The 19,400-nt window shown below is 72.0% G+C and carries 5 protein-coding genes; all 5 read left to right on the top strand.

The genetic code is table 11. The annotated features are described in order from the left end of the window. Positions 1-10,242 (top strand): type I polyketide synthase (locus tag AB0I67_RS41020; RefSeq protein ID WP_357935994.1); only part of this gene is annotated, 10,242 nt, incomplete at its 5' end. Beyond that, entirely contained in the window at positions 10,242-16,460 is a 6,219-nt protein-coding gene (locus AB0I67_RS41025) for a thioester reductase domain-containing protein (protein WP_357935996.1), read from the top strand. The genes AB0I67_RS41020 and AB0I67_RS41025, both read left to right, overlap by 1 nt. Then, positions 16,457-18,037: an acyl-CoA carboxylase subunit beta gene (locus AB0I67_RS41030; RefSeq protein ID WP_357935997.1), complete on the top strand. Its 1,581-nt coding sequence runs from the start codon at positions 16,457-16,459 to the stop codon at positions 18,035-18,037. The genes AB0I67_RS41025 and AB0I67_RS41030 overlap by 4 nt, the downstream gene beginning before the upstream one ends. After that, positions 18,034-18,246 carry an acyl-CoA carboxylase epsilon subunit gene (locus tag AB0I67_RS41035; RefSeq protein WP_357936000.1) on the top strand — a complete coding sequence of 71 codons (213 nt, stop codon included), beginning with the start codon at positions 18,034-18,036 and terminating at the stop codon, positions 18,244-18,246. Before AB0I67_RS41030 ends, AB0I67_RS41035 begins: the two co-directional genes overlap by 4 nt. Further along, positions 18,243-19,397, top strand: coding sequence for an acyl-CoA dehydrogenase family protein (locus AB0I67_RS41040; protein ID WP_357936002.1), 1,155 nt, complete (start codon positions 18,243-18,245; stop codon positions 19,395-19,397). The genes AB0I67_RS41035 and AB0I67_RS41040 overlap by 4 nt, the downstream gene beginning before the upstream one ends. The last annotated feature ends 3 nt before the right edge of the window (positions 19,398-19,400 follow it).

Here is a 19,400-nt window from a genome sequence, read left to right on the forward strand (position 1 = left end):
CGCCTCCTCCTCGAAACCAGCTGGGAAGCCCTCGAACACGCCGGACTCCAACCCGCCACCCTCCGCGGCACCCGCACCGGCGTCTACACCGGCCTGATGTATCAGGGCTATGCGGCGGGCGTCCTGCTGGACGTGCCCGAGGAGGTCGAGGGCTACGTCGCCAGCGGCAGCCCAGGGAGTATCGCCTCGGGGCGGATCGCCTACACCTTCGGCTTCGAGGGGCCGGCGGTCGGCATCGACACCGCCTGCTCCTCCTCCCTGGTGGCTCTCCACCTCGCCGCCGCCGCGCTCCGGCGGGGTGAGTGCGACCTGGCTCTGGCCGGTGGGGCGACGGTGATGTCCATCCCGTTGACCTTCAGCGAGTTCTCCCGGCAGCGGGGACTCGCTCCCGACGGGCGTTGCAAGCCGTTCGCGGCGGCCGGGGACGGCACCGCGTGGGCGGAGGGCGTGGGCCTGCTCCTCGTGGAGCGGCTGTCGGACGCGCTGCGCAACGGCCACCGCATCCTCGCGGTCGTCCGCGGCTCCGCGGTCAACCAGGACGGCGCCTCCAACGGCCTCACCGCCCCCAACGGCCCCTCGCAAGAACGCGTCATCCGCCAGGCCCTCGCCAACGCCCAGCTCACCCCCGCCGACATCGACGCGGTTGAGGCTCACGGCACCGGCACCCGCCTCGGCGACCCCATCGAAGCCCAAGCCCTCCTCGCCACCTACGGCCAGGACCGCCCGCACGGCCGGCCCCTCTACATCGGGTCGATGAAGTCCAACATCGGCCACACTCAGTCGGCTGCGGGCGCGGCCAGCCTCATCAAGATGATCGAGGCCATGCGGCACGGGGTGTTGCCCAAGACCCTGCACATCGACGCGCCGTCCCCGCACGTCGACTGGGCCTCCGGCCAGGTCGAACTCCTCACCGAGACTCGCCCCTGGCCCGAAACCGGCGCCCCCCGCCGTGCCGGCGTGTCCTCGTTCGGCCTCGGCGGCACCAACGCCCACATCATCCTCGAACAGGCCCCCGTCCAGGAGCCCACCCCGCCACCTGCTCTATTGGGGTCGTCTGGCTCATCTGGCTCATCTTCTGGGTCGTCTGTGTCTTCTGGGTCGTCGGCGTCGTCGACTGGGTTGTCCGGTTCGTCCGCCCCAACTGGTCCGGTCGCTTGGTTCCTGTCCGCCAAGTCCCCACAGGCCGTCCACGACCAGGCAGCTCGACTGGCCGACCACATCGCGAGATATCCGGATCTGAGCCCTGCCGACGTCGCGCACACCCTGGCCCGCCGCACCGCCCACGAATACCGAGCAGCCGTTACCGGCCAAACCCTCAACGAACTCGCCGCCGCCCTCGCCTCAATCACCGTGGTTCAGGCACCACCCCGCCAGCCGATCACCTTCATGTTCTCCGGCCAAGGCAGCCAACGCCCCGGCATGGGCCGCCACCTCTACGCCACCCAGCCCGTCTTCGCCCAAGCTCTCGACGAGGTCCTCGCCGCCTTCGACCTGCCCCTCAAGCCGATCCTGTTCGCCGACGACAGCGACCTACTCGGCCAGACCCGCTACACCCAACCCGCCCTATTCGCCTACCAAACCGCCCTCTACCGCCTGATCGAGAGCCACGGACTGACGGCTGACCGGGTGATCGGGCACTCTCTCGGTGAACTCACCGCCGCCCACATCGCCGGCGTCCTCACACTCCACGACGCCGCCACCCTGATCACCGCCCGAGCCCACCTCATGGCCCAGGCCCCACCCGGCGCCATGATCAGCATCCACGCCACCGAAGCAGAAGTCACCGAAACCCTTCAAGGCCGCAGCGACGTCACCATCGCCGCCACCAACACCCCCGCCCTTACCGTCGTCTCCGGCAACGCACACGCCGTCGAAGAGATCGCCGCCCTGTGGACCGAGCGCGGACGGCGAACCCGACGGCTACCGGGCAACCACGCCTTCCACTCACCCCTGATGGACCCCATCCTCGACGAATTCCGAGCGGTGGCAGGGACCATCACCTACCACCCGCCCAAGCTCGCGACCACTAGGGAGTCCTACGACGCCGAGTACTGGACGCAGCAGATCAGGCAGCCCGTCCACTTCCACCAAGCCCTTAAGCAGGGAAGCGCCTACGTCGAGATCGGACCCGACACCACCCTCACCACCCTGACCCGCCACACCCTCCCCGAAGCCACAGCCATCCCCACACACCAGTTCCCCGAAGCCCTAGCCCAAGCCCACACCCACAACCTCCCCACCACCTGGCCAACAGGAAGACAGATCGACCTCCCCACCTACCCCTTCCAACACCGACGGTTCTGGCTGAACGCCCACACCCGAAACCACCACCCCAACACAACCACCCACCCGCTGCTCGGCACCCCCACCCAGGTAGCCGACCGCGAAGAAACCATCTTCACCACCCGCCTGTCCGCAACCACCCACCCCTGGCTGACCGACCACACCATCGCCGGCGCCACCCTCATCCCAGCCACCGCCCTCCTGGACCTGGCCCTGGCCGCGGGCGACCACACCGGCCACCCCCACCTGGAGGAACTGACCCTCACCCACCCCCTGACCCTCCCGACACAGGGCCACCTCCACCTCCAGACCCACACCTCCCCAGCCACACCCACCCGCCAGAAGATCGACATCTACTCAAGAACCACCCCCACCCACCCGTGGCAACACCACGCCACCGGCCACCTGACCAGCGAGGCACCCCCACAACCAGAGCACGACAAGACCCCGTGGCCACCCCCGAACGCGACACCACACCCGCTGGACCACCCGTACGAGCACCTGACCCAGCACGGCTACACCTACGGCCCCACCTTCCAAGGCCTGAAAGCCGTCTACACCACCCCCACCCACCTCTACGCCGAGATCACCCTCCCCGACCACGCCAAGCCGGACGCGCCCGCCCACCTGATCCACCCGGCACTCCTGGACGCCGCCCTCCACCCGCTCCTCCCCGGCGTAGTCGAGACCAGCGCCACCGCCCACCTGCCGTTCACCTGGAACGACGTCACCCTCCACACCACCGGAGCCACCACCCTCCACGTCCGCCTGGGCCGCGCCGAGCGGGAGTCCGGGCCGGAGGTCGAGATGGTGCTGACCGACCCCACCGGCAACCTGGTCGCCACCGTGGGCGCACTCGTACTGCGCCCGATGCCGGCCGCCGGGCTACTGAACGGCGAAGCCGTACCGACCGACGGCCTCTTCGACGTGACCTGGACCCGAGTCGAGGCAGAGCCGGCAGACGCCCCGGACTGGACCTACCTCCACGACCTCGAAGCCGATCAGCCCGCCCCACCGGTGATCGTCGTCCCCATCAAGCACCGCGACGACGCAGCCGTGCCCGACGCGGTCCACGCCACGCTGGCCGAGACGCTGACCGCGCTGCAGTCCTGCCTGACCCGTCCCGAACTGGCCCAGAGCCGGCTGCTCGTCCTGACCCGGCGAGCCATCGCCGCCGGTCCCGGCGATCAGGTGGAGCTGGCGCAGTCGGGTGTGTGGGGCCTGGTCAGAGCGGCCCAGAGCGAGAACCCCGACCGCATCACCCTCATCGACCACGACGAGGCGGCCGACACGCGAACCCTCGCCGCCCTCCTGACCCTCGACGAGCCCCAGCTAGCCGTCCGGGACGGCCTGCCGTACGCACCCAGAATCACCCGGGCCGCCCCCCGGCCGGCGCCCGAGAAGGATCCCGGCCAGACGGTCACCCAGACCCCGGACTGGTCACGCGGCACGACGCTGATCACCGGCGGCACCGGAGCCCTCGGCGCGACGCTGGCCAGGCACCTCGTGACCAAGCACGGAGCCCGCCACCTGCTCCTCGTCAGCCGCCGCGGCCCCGAGGCCCCCGGCGCGGCCGAACTGCGGCAGGAGCTCACCGACCTGGGCGCCGACGTGACGATCGCGGCCTGCGACGCCGCCGACGCCGACGCCCTGTCGCGCACGCTCGCCGGCGTCCCCGCCGAGCACCCCCTGACCGCCGTGATCCATTCCGCGGGAACCGTGCACGACAGCACGCTCGTCCAGCTCAGCCCCGAGCACCTGCACGCGGTCGTCCGGGCGAAGGCCGACGCCGCCTGGAACCTGCACCAGCAGACCCTCGGCCACGACCTGCACACCTTCGCCCTTTTCTCCTCCCTGTCCGGGCTCATCGGCACCGCCGGACAAGCCAACTACGCCGCCGCCAACACCTTCCTCGACGCCCTCGCCCACCACCGCCACACCCAAGGACTCCCCGCCACCAGCATCGCCTGGGGCCTGTGGCAACAGGCGAGCACCATGACCGAGCACCTCAGCGCCGCCGACCTCGGCCGGCTGGCGAAGACGGGCCTGCACCCGCTCACCACCACGCACGCGCTGAGCCTCTTCGACCAGGCCACGGCGAGCGGCCACCCCCTCCACGCCGCCGCGAACCTCGACGCCTCGCAGCGGGTCGCGTACGTGCCGCCCCTGCTGAGGTCGCTGCTGCGCCCCCTGCGGAAGACCGCCGCGCACGGCGCAGCCGCCGCGGACCTGGCCGCGCTCGACCCGAAGCAGCGGGGCGAGGCGCTCGTCACCCTCATCCGCGGCCAGACCGCCGCGGTCCTGGGTCACACCAGCGCCGACGCGGTCCAGGACGACCAGCCCTTCCAGCAGCTTGGCCTCGACTCCCTCACCGCGATCGAACTGCGCAACCAGGTCAACTCGGCGACCGGCCTGCGGCTGCCGGTGACGGTCGTCTTCGACCACCCCACGCCGGTCGCGCTCGCGGCGCACATCGCGGCGCAGTTCGCCGAGACCGCGGCCCCGGCCGCGCCGGTCGCGCGCACCGCTTCCGCTCCCGGCGCGGGCGAGGACCCGATCGTGATCATCGGCATGGCCTGCCGCTTCCCCGGCGGCGTACGCTCCCCCGAAGACCTGTGGCGGCTGGTCGCCGGCGAGGTGGACGCGATCAGCGAGTTCCCCGCCAACCGCGGCTGGGACCTCGACGCCGTCTACCACCCCGACCCCGAGCACCCCCAGACCTCCTACACCCGGCACGGCGGCTTCCTGCACGACGCCGACCAGTTCGACGCCGAGTTCTTCGGCATGTCGCCGCGCGAGGCCCTGGCCGCCGACCCGCAGCAACGCCTGCTGCTGGAGGCGACCTGGGAGACCCTGGAGCAGGCCGGCCTCGACCCCGCCTCGCTGCGCGGGAGCCGTACCGGCGTCTTCACCGGGCTCATGTATCAGGGACACGCCGCCAGCGTCTGGCAGGACATCCCGGAGGACGTCGAGGGTTACATCGCCGGTGGCAGCTCCGGCAGCATCGCCTCCGGCCGCATCGCCTACACCTTCGGTTTCGAGGGGCCCACGCTGACCCTGGACACGGCGTGCTCGTCCTCGCTCGTCGCCCTGCACCTGGCCGCCGCCGCGTTGCGCAACGGCGAGTGCGACCTGGCGCTCGCGGGCGGGGCGACGGTGATGTCCATTCCCATGCCGTTCAGCGAGTTCTCCCGCCAGCGCGGCCTGGCCCCCGACGGCCGCTGCAAGCCGTTCGCCGCCGGGGCCGACGGCACGTCCTGGTCGGAGGGCGTCGGCCTGCTCCTGGTCGAGCGCCTGTCCGACGCGCTGCGCAACGGCCACCGCGTCCTCGCCGTCGTCCGTGGCTCCGCGGTCAACCAGGACGGCGCCTCCAACGGCCTCACCGCCCCCAACGGCCCCTCGCAAGAACGCGTCATCCGCCAGGCCCTCGCCAACTCCGGCCTCACTCCGGCCGACATCGACGCCGTCGAAGCCCACGGCACCGGCACCCGCCTCGGCGACCCCATCGAGGCGCAGGCCCTCATCACCACGTACGGCTCCGCCCGTCCCCCGGACCGGCCGCTGTGGCTGGGCTCCCTGAAGTCGAACATCGGCCACACCCAGGCCGCCGCCGGCGCGGCCAGCCTCATCAAGATGATCCAGGCCATGCGGTACGGCACGCTGCCCCGCACCCTGCACGTCGACGCCCCCTCCCCCTTCGTCGACTGGGCCGACAGCGGCGTCGCCCTCCTCACCGAGTCCCGCCCCTGGCCCACCACCACCCGCCCCCGCCGCGCCGCGATCTCCTCCTTCGGCATCAGCGGCACCAACGCCCACGTCATCCTCGAACAGCCGCCGACCGCCTTCGAGCCCGCCACCTCCGAGCCGACCCCTTCCAAGCCCGCGACCTCCGAGCCCGCGACCTCCGAGTCCGCTCGCTTCACCCCCGCTCCCTCCGAGCTCTCACCCTCTGGGACCGAGACCTCCTCCGCGTTCGCAGCCCCCGCCCCCGCCACTTCCGAACCCGCTTCCTCTGAGCCCTCTGGCCCGACCACGGCTGGCTCAGTCGCTTGGTTCTTGTCCGGCAAGTCGCCGCAGGCTGTCCATGACCAGGCCGCCCGACTGGCTGACCACCTTCGGGCCCACCCAGAGCTCAACCCTGCTGACGTCGCCCACACCCTGGCCCGCCGCACCACCCACGAATTCCGAGCCGCCGTCACCGGCGAAACCCTCGACGAGCTCGCCGCCGCCCTCGCCTCGGTCACCGTCGTCCAGGCCCCGCCCCGCCAGCCTGTGACGTTCATGTTCAGCGGCCAAGGCAGCCAACGCCCCGGCATGGGCCGCCACCTGTACGCCACCCAGCCCGTCTTCGCCGAAGCTCTCGATGAGGTCCTCGCGGCGTTCGACCTGCCGCTCAAGTCGATCCTGTTCGCCGACGACGATAATCTGCTCGGTCAGACCCGCTACACGCAGCCCGCCCTGTTCGCCTACCAAACCGCCCTCTACCGGCTCGTCGAGAGCCACGGGCTGAAGCCGGATCGGGTGATCGGGCACTCCCTGGGCGAGCTCACTGCGGCCCATGTCGCCGGCGTCCTCACCCTGAAAGACGCCGCCACCCTCATCACCGCCCGAGCCCACCTCATGGCACAAGCCCCACCCGGCGCCATGATCAGCATCCACGCCACCGAAACCGAGATAGCCGAGACCCTCCAGGGGCGAGCTGACGTCTCGATCGCCGCCACCAACACGCCCACCCTCACCGTCATCTCCGGCAACGCGCAGACCGTCGAAGAGATCGCCGCCCACTGGGCCGAGCGCGGACGGCGGACCAAGCGGCTACCGGGCAACCACGCCTTCCACTCACCCTTGATGGACCCGATCCTCGGCGAGTTCCGGGCTGTGGCGGCGACCGTCACCTATCACGCGCCCAAGATCGACACGGGCCGAGAGTCCTACGACGCGGACTACTGGACGCAGCAGATCAGACAGCCCGTCCACTTCCACCAAGCCCTCGAAGCCGGGACCGCTTACGTCGAGATCGGGCCCGACACCACCCTCACCACCCTGACCCGCCACACCCTCCCCGAAGCCACAGCCATCCCCACCCACAACCTCCCCGAAGCCCTGGCCAAAGCCCACACCCACAACCTCCCCACCACCTGGCCAACAGGAAGACAGATCGACCTCCCCACCTACCCCTTCCAGCACAAACGGTTCTGGCTAACCCCCACCTCAAGGCACACGCCCACCAACACCCACCCCCTCCTAGGCCCCCCAACCACCCTGGCCGACACCGACGAAACGGTCTTCTCCAGTCGCCTGACCCTCCCCTGGCTATCCAGCCACCCCACCTTCCCAGCGGCAGCGGTCGTCGAGGCAGTCCTCGCCATAGGCCACCCCACGATCGACGAGCTGACCTTCCACACCACCCCGGTCCTCCCTCCCACCCCCGACCTACATCTCCAGCTCCGCCTCCGTCCCGCCGAAGACGGACGACGGCCGGTGACCGTACACCTCAGAAGTGAGGCAGCCGAAAAGTGGACCCTGCTGGCCACCGGCCACCTGTCCACCAACGATCAGCCGCCCGCCCTCGCCAAGGGTGACCCGATCGAAGCGGCCCTGCCCGCGGACCAGCGCCAGGAGGCGGCGGCCTACGGCCTGCATCCTGAGCTCCTCGACCAGGTCGTCTCCCACGTGGACGGCACCCCGGTCACCTGGCGCGGCATCCGGCTGCACGCCCAGGGCGCCCACCAGGTGACCGCGAGGCTGGCCGAGGTCGGCGAGCACACGTACGCGCTCACCCTCCTGGACCCCGCCGGAGACCTGGTCGCGACCGTCGACTCGATCACCTTCGGGCGCCTCCCCGAGGAACGGCTCCCCGGAGCCCGGAGCGAGGTGTACCGCCTGGAGTGGACCCCGATCGAACTCCCCGACGCGAACGACTCCGCCGATTTCGCCGGCTGGGCAACGCTCGGCCCAGCGAGTGACGGCCTGCCGGGGATCCCGAGCTACGAGACCCTGGCCGCCGCGGCCGAGTCGAGCGACCCGCCTGGCCACCTGCTGCTCTCCTGGCCTTCCGGCCCGAACGATGACGACGACGTGACCGCCACCGGCGAGGCCGCGGCGCGGGCGCTGGAGCTGGTCCAGGCCTTCCTCGGCGACCCCCGGCTCGACAAGACCCGCCTGGTGGTGCACTTCAGCGGGCGGAGCCTGGCCGATCACGCAGTGCGCGGCCTGTTCCGCACCGCCCAGGCGGAGTCCTTCGGCCGGGTGCTGCTCGTGGAAACGCCCGCAGGCACGCCGGACCTCGCCGCGCCCGCTACCGCCATCGCATCGGGCGATCCGAACCTCGGGACTCGCCCGGCCACCCTCGCGTCCAGCGCGTCGGACCTCACAACCCTCCCTGCCGCCCTCGCGTCAGGCGAGTCGGAGCTGCGCCTGGTGGACGGCGGCTGGCAGGCCCCCCGGCTGACCCGCGAGACCCCACCCGCCGGCCCATCCACGTTCCCCGGAACCGGCACGGTCCTGATCACCGACGGCACCGGGCCCGAGGGAGCCGAGCTCGCCCGCCACCTGGTGACCCGGCACGGCGTCCAGCACCTCCTGCTCCTCACCAGGCACGACCCGGACGGCGAGCCGCTGCGGGAGGAACTCACCGGCCTGGGTGCGGCGACGGTGACCCTCGCCGCCTGTGACCCCGCCGACGCCGAGGACCTCGCCCGGACCCTGCAGGCCATCCCGGCCGAGCACCCGCTGACCGCCGTCATCCACACCGCGAGTAGCCGCGACGGCCGCGCTGAGGAATCCGAGCACGGTCGTCCGGCCCACGCCCAGAGCACGCTCACCCACCTCACCCCCGCCCAACTCCGCACCACCCTCCAGGCGAAAGCAGCCGCGGCATGGAACCTGCACCAGCAGACCCGTGACCTGGCCGCGTTCGTCCTGTACTCCTCCATCGCCGGGACCGTCGGCGGGCCAGGCCAGGCCGCCCAGGCGGCGGCCGACGCCTTCCTCGACGCGCTCGCCCGGCACCGGCACGCCGAGGGTCTGCCTGCGACGAGCATCGCCTGGGGGATGGCCCGCGAGCAGGACCGGCGCGGGGGCATGAGCATCGAGCGCGCACTGACCTCCGAGCAACGCCTGGCCGCCTTCGACGCCGCCCTCACCGCCGGAACCTGGGCTCCACTCGAGGGCGGCGATCAACCGCCGGCAACCGAAGGAGCGCGTGTCGCCGCGGACACGGGCGGGAACCGACTGAAGGCCAGCGCCACAGAACTGCTGCGCGCCACCGAGGACACGGACAGGAGGCGGACGGCCCCCGCAGGAGACCCGGTGCGGGTAGCCGTGGGTGTCGACCTGGCCGCGTTGCGGGCCCTGGGTGCGGTCCCGTCGGTGTTGCGTGGGCTGCTCGCCGGGAGCCGGCATCGCAAGCAGGCCCGATCCACGGCCCCGCTTACCGAGCGGCTCGCGGGGCTGGCTCCGGCCGAGCGCCGGAGCGTCGTCCTGGAGCTCGTACGGACGCAGGTTGCCGCAGCCCTGGGGTACGCACAGCCCGCATCCGTCGACCTGGGGCAGCCCTTCCAAGACCTGGGGCTCGACTCGCTCAGCGCGGTCGACCTGCGGAACCGGCTCCAGGCCGAGACCGGCCTGCAGGTGGAGGCCACCGTGGCGTTCGACCATCCCACCCCGCTGGCCGTGGCGGAGCTACTGCTGTCCCGGCTCTCCCCGGAGGAGGGCGGCGGGGTGGATGCGCTGCTGGCCGAGATGGACCGCCTCGACGCGCTGCTCGCCGCCGTCCCGGACGACCACAAGGACCGCGGGACGCTCTACCGGCGGCTGAGAGCCATCACCACCAAACTCCACCGCCCCGCCGTACCCCAGGAAGAGGCGGCGGACAGCCGCCTGGAGTCGGCCTCGGCCGAGGAGATCTTCGCCTTCATCGACACAGAGCTCGGCCGTACGACAGGAGAGGTGCGCTGATGTCCGAAGAGCAGAAGCTGCTCGACTACCTCAAATGGGTCACCGCCGATCTCAAGGAGACGCGCCGGCGGCTCGCCGACCTGGAGGCGGCCGAGCAGGAGCCGATCGCGATCGTCGGCATGGCCTGCCGCTTCCCCGGCGGGGTGTCCTCACCGGAGGAGCTGTGGCGGCTGGTCGACGAGGGGGTCGACGCCATCGCCGAGTTCCCCGCCGACCGCGGCTGGGACATCGACGAGCTGTACGACCCCGAGCCCGGCAAACCCGGCAAGTGCTCCACCCGGGAGGGCGGGTTCCTGCGGGACGCGGCGTTGTTCGATCCCGCCTTCTTCGGCATCTCGCCGCGCGAGGCGCTCGCCATGGACCCGCAGCACCGGGTGTTGCTGGAGGCGTCCTGGGAGCTGTTCGAGCAGGCCTGCATCGACGTCACGACGTTGAAAGGCAGCAGGACCGGCGTCTTCGTCGGCATCGTCGAGGAGAGTTACCTCGGGCTCAACGCGCCGGAGGAGCTCGAGGGCTACCTGATGACCAGCAAGCTCAGCAGTGTCGCCTCGGGCCGCATCGCCTACACCTACGGCTTCGAGGGGCCGGCGGTCTCGCTGGACACGGCGTGCTCGTCCTCGCTGGTCGCCCTGCACCTGGCCGTCCAGTCGCTGCGTTCGGGCGAATCGGACCTGGCCGTCGCGGGCGGCTCCACGGTGAGCGCCGACCCGGGCGGGCTCATCGACTTCTCCCGCCAGCGCGGCCTGGCCGCCGACGGGCGGTGCAAGTCCTTCGCGGCGGCGGCCGACGGGACGTCCTGGTCGGAGGGGGTCGGACTGCTCCTGGTCGAGCGGCTGTCCGACGCCCGCCGCAACGGTCACCGCGTGCTGGCCGTGGTCCGTGGGTCGGCGGTCAACCAGGACGGTGCGTCCAACGGCCTCACCGCGCCCAACGGGCCCTCCCAGGAGCGGGTCATCCGCCAGGCGCTGGCCAACTCCGGGCTCAGCCCGGCGGACATCGACGTCGTCGAGGCCCACGGCACCGGGACCCGGCTCGGGGACCCCATCGAGGCGCAGGCCCTCCTCGCGACGTACGGCAGGCATCGTCCGCACGGGCGGCCGTTGTGGCTTGGCTCCCTCAAGTCGAACATCGGCCACAGCGTCGCGGCCGCGGGGGCGGGCGGGGTGATCAAGATGATCCAGGCCATGCGGTACGGCACGCTGCCCCGGACCTTGCATGTCGACGAGCCGACTCCCTTTGTGGACTGGTCTTCCGGTCAGGTCGAGCTGCTCACCGAGGCGCGCCCCTGGCCCGACACCGGTGCTCCTCGGCGTGCGGCGGTGTCGTCGTTCGGCGTCAGTGGCACGAACGCCCACGTCATCCTCGAACAACCCCCAGCCATCTCGGAACCCGCCGCCTCCGAGCCCTCTGCCGCGGCACCGTCTGGCCCGGTGGCCTGGTTCCTGTCCGGCAAGACCCCGCAGGCCGTCCACGACCAGGCGGCGCGTTTGGCCGACCACATCGCGAGATATCCGGATCTGAGCCCTGCCGACGTCGCCCACACCCTCGCCCGCCGCACCGCCCACGAATACCGAGCCGCCGTCACCGGCGAAACCCTCGACGAACTTGGCGCCGCCCTCGCCTCAATCACCGTCGTCCAGGCACCGCCCCGCCAGCCGATCACCTTCATGTTCTCCGGCCAAGGCAGCCAGCGCCCCGGCATGGGGCGGGATCTGTACGCCACCCAGCCCGTCTTCGCCGAGACTCTCGATGAGGTCCTCGCGGCGTTCGACCTGCCATTGAAGTCGATCCTGTTCTCCGACGACGGTGACCTGCTCGGCCAGACCCGCTACACCCAACCTGCCCTGTTCGCCTACCAGACCGCCCTCTACCGCCTAGTCGAGAGCCACGGGCTGAAGCCGGACCGGGTGATCGGGCACTCCCTGGGCGAGCTCACCGCCGCCCATGTCGCCGGCGTCCTCACCCTGCAAGACGCCGCCACCCTCATCACCGCCCGAGCCCACCTCATGGCCCAAGCCCCACCCGGCGCCATGATCAGCATCCACGCCACCGAAACCGAGATAGCCGAGACCCTCCAGGGGCGGGCCAACGTCTCGATCGCCGCCACCAACACACCCACCCTCACCGTCATCTCCGGCAACGCACACGCAGTCGAAGAGATCGCCGCCCTGTGGGCCGAGCGCGGACGACGGACCAAGCGGCTCCCAGGTGACCACGCCTTCCACTCACCCCTGATGGACCCGATCCTTGACCAGTTCCGAGCGGTGGCAGCGACCGTCACCTACCACCCGCCCAAGATCGCGACCACAAGGGAGTCCTACGACGCCGACTACTGGACCCAGCAGATCAGACAACCCGTCCACTTCCACCAAGCCCTCGAAGCCGGAAGCGCCTACATCGAAATCGGACCCGACACCACCCTCACCACCCTGACCCGCCACACCCTCCCCGAAGCCACAGCCATCCCCACACACCAGTTCCCCGAAGCCCTAGCCCAAGCCCACACCCACAACCTCCCCACCACCTGGCCCACAGGAAGACAGATCGACCTCCCCACCTACCCCTTTCAACACCAGCGCTACTGGCTAACCCCCGCCTCCACCACCAGCTCCCACCACCCCCTCCTAGGCACCCCCACCCACGTAGCAGGCACCGACGAGACGATCTTCACCAGCCGGATCTCCCCCCACACCACCCAGTGGCTGACCAACCGCACCCTCCCCACCGCCGCCCTGGCCGAGCTGCTGATCCGAGCCGCCGACGAGCTCGGCTGCACCACGGTGGACGCCTTCCATCAGCGAACCCCGATAGCCCTCCCACCCAAGGGCGCCCTCCAGATCCAAGTGAAAGCAGGCCCAAAGGACGAAGCAGGCTCCCGAAAGGTCCGCATCTGCGCCCGCCCCGACGACGCGGACGCCCCCTGGACCGAGCACGCCCACGCGACGCTCACCTTCACCGGCCCCGCAGCCCCGTTCGACCTGACCGCCTGGCCACCGCGAGACGCCCACCCCCTCCCGCTGACGGAGAGCAGCGGCGTGACGGCGGCGTGGCAGCGCGGTGACACAGTCTTCGCCGAGGTCGTCCTCCCGGAACAGGCCAGATCGGGCGGCTCCCGCTTCGGGCTGCACCCGGTCCTCCTCGACACGGCCTTCCAAGCGGCCCTGCTGGCGAGTCCAGACACGCAGAAGGAGCCCGTCGGATGGGACGGCCTGCAGTTGCACGCCTCAGGCGCCACGAGCCTGCGCGCCGAGCTGACCCGCCAGGGCGACACCCTCGCCGTACGGCTCGCCGACCAGGTGGGCCAGCCGGTGGCCACGATCCGCGAGGTCCGCCTGGGCCGCCTGGCCACCCCCACAGACAGCCACCACCACGACGAGCTGTTCCACCTGGGCTGGACGCCGATCACCCTGACGCCTCCGGCGTACCCGCTGCGGTGGGGTGTGCTCGGCCCCCGCGAGGGCGTCGCGGAGACGCTGGCCGCCGAGGCCCTGCCCACGCTCCGCGGCGCGGGCGACGGCTCCCTGGACGCCGTCCTCTACCCCATCCGGCCGACGAGCGACCAGGACCCGGCGGCAACCGCCGACGACGCGACCCGGGCGGCCCTCGCCCTGGTGCAGGAGTTGCTCGCGGACGACTCCCTGGCCGAGACCCCGCTCGTCGTCGTGACCAGCAGCGAGCTCCTGGCCGACCCGGCCGCCGCCGCCGTCTGGGGCCTGCTGCGGTCCGCCCAGTCGGAGGCCCCGGGCCGCATCGTCCTGGCCGACCTGGACGACGACCCGGCCTCGGCCGCCGCGCTGCCGGCCGTACTGCTGTCGGGTGAACCCCAGGTGGCCGTCCGGGAGGGCCGGGTGCTGCTGCCCCGGGCCCGCCGGGCGGCGCCCGCGCCCACGAGGAGCCGGTTCGGCCCGGAGGAGACCGTGCTGATCACCGGCGGCACCGGCTCGCTGGCCGCCGCGCTGGCCCGTCACCTGGTGACCCGGCACGGCGTCCGGCACCTGCTGCTGGTCAGCCGCCGAGGTCCGGAGGCGCCGGGCGCGGCGGAGCTGCACGAGGAGCTCGGCCTGCTGGGCGCCACGGTGACGATCGCCGCCTGCGACACCACCGACGCCGAAGCCCTGGCGCGCACCCTGGAGGCGATCCCGGCCGGCCATCCGCTGGGCGCGGTGGTGCACACCGCCGGGCTCGTCGACGACGCCACCATCCCGACCATGAGCCCGGCCCAGCTCCGCACCGTCCTGGCGCCGAAGACCCATGCGGCGTGGAACCTGCACCGGCAGACCCTGGCCCACCACCCGCACACCTTCGTCCTGTACTCCTCCATCGCGGGCGTGATCGGCGGCCCGGGCCAGGGCAACTACGCCGCGGCCAACTCCTTCCTCGACGCCCTGGCCCGCATGCGCCGGGCCGAGGGGCTGCCGGCGACCAGCATCTGCTGGGGCCTGTGGGAGCAGGCGACCGGCATCACCGGCCACCTGGCCGAGGCCGACCGGCGCCGGATCGCCAGAACCGGCCTGAGCCCGCTCACCCAGGAACAGGGCCTGGCGCTGTTCGACGCCGCGCTGAGCAGCGAGGAGCCGGTGCTGGTCGCCACCCCGCTGAAGCTCGCCACGCTGCGGGAGAACCCGGCGCAGGTGCCGTTCGTCCTGCGCGAGCTGGTGCGCGTCCCGGCCCGCCGTACCGCCCAGAACAGCGACTCCGGCCTGGCCTCGCTGGCCGGGCGGCTGGCGGAGCTGGGCGAGGCCGAGCAGCACCGGCTGATCCTGGAGGTGGTGGCCGGTGAGGTGGCCGCCGTCCTGGGGCTCGACGGCCCGCGCTCGGTCGGCGCCGGCCAGCAGTTCACCGACCTCGGCTTCGACTCGCTGACCTCGGTCGAGCTGCGCAACCGGATCAGCGCCGCGATCGGCCGCCGGCTGCCCGCCACGCTCGTCTTCGACCGGCCGACGCCGGGCGAGCTGGCCGCCTACCTGCGCGCCGAGCTGCTGGCCGCCGGGACGCAGGCCCGCCAGGAGGTGGACTTCGCCGCCGAGATCCGGCTGGCCGACGACGTACGGCCGGCCCGCGAGGTGGTCCGGGTGGCGGGCGATCCGGGCGAGGTGCTGCTGACCGGGGCGACCGGGTTCCTGGGCGCGTTCCTGCTGCGCGACCTGCTGCGTTCGACGCGGGCGACCGTACACTGCCTGGTCAGGGCGAGCGACGAGGCGAGCGCGCGGGAGCGGCTGCGCGCCAACCTGGAGTGGTACCGGGTCTGGGACGAGGTGGATCCCGACCGGATCCGGCTGGTCGTCGGCGACCTGGCCGCGCCCCGGCTGGGGCTGTCCGAGGCGGACTTCGACGACCTGGCCAAGACCGTCGACGCGGTCTACCACGCGGGCGCCTCGGTCAACTGGCTGCACCCCTACGACCAGCTCAGGGACGCCAACGTGGGCGGGACCGAGGAGGTGCTCCGGCTGGCCGCGCGCCACCGGACCGTCCCGGTCCACTACGTGTCCAGCACCGGCGTGTTCGCCCGCGCGGCCGAGGACGGCCGCCCGCTGCGGGTGGACGACCCGACCGGGCCCGGGCAGGCGCTGCCGACCGGGTACGTGCAGAGCAAGTGGGTGGCCGAGCAGGTCATCGGCCTGGCCAGGGAGCGCGGGCTGCCGGTGTCGGTGTTCCGGGTGGACGTCATCTGCGGCGACCAGGTCCGGGGCGCCTGCCAGACGCGCGACTTCGTCTGGCTCAGCCTGAAGGGCCTGCTGCAGGCCGGGACCTTCCCCGAGGGCCTCGGCGGCCGGCTGCACCTGGTGCCGGTGGACTACGTCAGCGCGGCGATCGTCCACCTGGCGGGCCGGGCCGGCAGCGCCGGCGGCACCTTCCACCTGTACAACCGGGAGGGGGCCGGGTTCGGCGACTTCGTCGCCCACCTGCGCGCGCTCGGCCATCCGCTGCGCGAGCGCGACTGGGCCGGCTGGCGGGCGCGGGTGGACGCCGACCGGCGCAACGCGATGACCCCGCTGCTGGACGCCTTCGAGCTGATGGCCGCCGGCTCCGGCGACTTCTATCCCGAGATCGACACCACCGAGACCGATGAGGCGCTGCGCGGGACGGGGATCGAGTGTCCCCCCATCACCCGCGAGCTGTTCGCCACGTACGTGAACTTCTTCCGCGAAGTGGGCTATTTCCCGGCCCCGCCCACCGACGAGCACCCGAGGCCGATCAAGGAGGCGATGACCGCGTGACCGTCATACACGAGCGTTCCCAGGAGCCGTCCATCGAGGAGCGGCTGGCCGAGCTGCAGCTCATCCGCGAGGGAGTCCGGCAGGGCCCGGACCCGGCGGCGACCGAGCGCCAGCACGCCAAGGGCAAGCTGACCGCGCGTGAGCGCATCGACCTGCTCCTCGACGCCGGATCCTTCCAGGAGATCGAGCCGCTGCGCCGGCACCGCGCCACCGGGTTCGGCATGGACGAGCGCCGGCCGCACACCGACGGGGTGATCTGCGGCTGGGGTACCGTCTACGGGCGCACGGTCTTCGTCTACGCCCACGACTTCCGCATCTTCGGCGGGGCGCTCGGCGAGGCCCACGCGCAGAAGATCCACAAGGTGATGGACCTGGCCCTCGAAGCCGGCGCGCCGCTGGTCTCGCTGAACGACGGGGCCGGCGCCCGCATCCAGGAGGGCGTCACCGCGCTGGCCGGCTACGGCGGCATCTTCCGCCGCAACACCGCGGCCTCGGGGGTGATCCCGCAGATCAGCGTCATGCTCGGCCCGTGCGCGGGCGGCGCGGCCTACTCGCCGGCGCTCACCGACTTCGTCTTCATGGTGCGGGGCATCGCGCAGATGTTCATCACCGGGCCCGACGTCGTCCAGGCGGTCACCGGTGAGGAGATCACTCATCTCGGGCTCGGCGGCGGGGACGTGCACGCGCGGGTGTCCGGCGTGGCGACCGACGTCTACGACGACGAGGAGACCTGCCTGGAGGACGTGCGGTACCTGCTGTCGCTGCTGCCGGCCAACAACCGCGAGCTGCCGCCTGCCGTACCGGTGGCCGATCCGCCGGATCGGCCCTGCCACGCGCTGCTGGACCTGGTGCCGACCGACCCCAGCCGGCCGTACGACATGCGGCAGGTGATCACCGAGCTGGCCGACGACGGCGAGCTGTTCGAGATCCAGCCGGAGTGGGCGACGAACATCGTCTGCGCGCTGGTCCGGCTCGGCGGGCACGTGGCGGGGGTGGTGGCGAACCAGCCGCTGTCCATGGCGGGCGTGCTCGACATCCACGCCAGCGAGAAGGCGGCCAGGTTCGTACAGTTCTGCGACGCCTTCAACATCCCGCTCGTCACGCTGGTGGACGTGCCCGGCTTCCTGCCCGGGGTGAGCCAGGAGCACAACGGGATCATCCGGCACGGCGCGAAGCTGCTCTACGCCTACTGCAACGCCACCGTCCCGCGCGTCTCGCTCGTGCTCCGCAAGGCGTACGGCGGGGCCTACATCGTGATGGACTCGCGCTCGATCGGCGCGGACCTGTCGTTCGCCTGGCCGGCCAACGAGATCGCGGTCATGGGCGCCGAGGCCGCGGCCAACGTGATCTTCCGCAAGCAGATCTCGGCCGCCGCCGACCCGGCCGCCACCCGCGAGCGCCTGGTGAAGGAGTACCGGGCGGAGCTGATGCATCCGTACTACGCCGCCGAGCGCGGGCTGGTCGACGACATCATCGACCCGGCCGAGACGCGGGCCGTGCTGATCCGCTCGCTGGCCATGCTGCGCACCAAGCACGCCGGCCTGCCCAGCCGCAAGCACGGGAACCAGCCGCAATGAGCGCGCCCGTGCTGCGGGTCCTGCGGGGCCGTCCGGGCGACGCCGACCTGGCCGCGCTAGCGGCGGTCCTGATCCTGGCCCGCCCCGGCGGCGAGTCCGGCCCGCCGGCCGCCCGGGCGGCGAGCTGGCTCCGGTCCGGCGCCGGCTACCTCGCCCCCGGCGCGTGGACCGCCGGATCACCGACCACGCTGGAAGGAGACCGCCGATGACCGGCTTCGTGGAGACCGCGCGCAGCTTCGCCGCCGAGGAGTTGCTGGGCCGGAGCGCCGCACTCGACACCTTCGACGAGCCGCCGCACGAGCTGTTCGAGCGCTTCCGCCGGACCGGGCTGGCGAACTGGTGGCTCCCCGAGGAGCACGGCGGCCTCGGTCTGGGCCTGGCCGACGGGGTGCGGATCGTCAACGAGCTGGCCTACGGCGACGCCGGCGTGGCCTTCACCCTGTTCATCTCGGTGCTCGGCACCTCGATGGTCTCCCTGTACGGCTCGCCCGAGCTGCGCGAGCGCCACCTGACGCCGATGGCCAAGGAGGGGACCTTCTGCGCCACGCTCGGCAGCGAGCGGGAGGCGGGCAGCGAGCTGACCAAGATCCGGACCACGGTGGCGCGGGACGGCGAGGAACTCGTGGTGAGCGGGGAGAAGTACTTCTCCACCAACTCCGGTTTCGCCGGGTTCCTGGTCGTGGTCGCCCGCTCGGCCGACGAGCCCGACACCTACTCGGCGGTGCTCGTGCCCGCCGGTACGCCGGGGCTGCGCATCGTCAAGCGCTGGGACCTCAACGGCCTGCGTTCCTCGGCCACCTACCAGGTCAGCCTCGACGGCTGCCGCGTCCCGGCGGGTAACCGGCTGGACGGGTCGGGGCTGCGGCTGCTGGAGATCGGGCTGAACGCCAGCCGCATCCTCATCGCCACCACCGCGGTGGGCCTCGCGCGCCGGGTGCGCGACCTGTGCCTGGAGTACGCGGCGGCCAAGCCGTTCAAGGGGGCGACGCTGGCCAGGAGCTCGGTCTTCGGCGCCAAGCTCGGGCAGATGGAGATGTGGATCGACGTGATGAAGAGCCACTGCCTGAGCGCGGCCCGCGAGTACGACGAGCTGATGGCCCGGCCGGACGCCGCCGCCGCGTTCGGCCGGCTGGGCACGCTGAAGTCGGCGCTGACCGCGAAGATGTTCTGCGGCCAGGCCGGGTGGGCGGTGGCCGGCGCCGGGTCGGAGATGTTCGGCGGGCTCGGCTACACGCACGACCACCCGATCGGGAAGCTGTTGCGCGACATGCGGTACGTGTCGATCGTGGAGGGCGGCGACGACGTGCTGCGCGAGCTGCTGTACGGCCGCTACGTGCAGAGCGCCGCCCGCCGCTCCTAGGGA

It is taken from the genome of Nonomuraea sp. NPDC050310 (assembly GCF_040655795.1).
GTDB lineage: Bacteria > Actinomycetota > Actinomycetes > Streptosporangiales > Streptosporangiaceae > Nonomuraea.

Coding starts and splice junctions, on each gene's coding strand:
- AB0I67_RS41025 (WP_357935996.1), top strand. CDS start 10,242: ATGTCCGAAGAGCAGAAGCTGCTCGACTACCTCAAATGGGTCACCGCC.
- AB0I67_RS41035 (WP_357936000.1), top strand. CDS start 18,034: ATGAGCGCGCCCGTGCTGCGGGTCCTGCGGGGCCGTCCGGGCGACGCC.
- AB0I67_RS41040 (WP_357936002.1), top strand. CDS start 18,243: ATGACCGGCTTCGTGGAGACCGCGCGCAGCTTCGCCGCCGAGGAGTTG.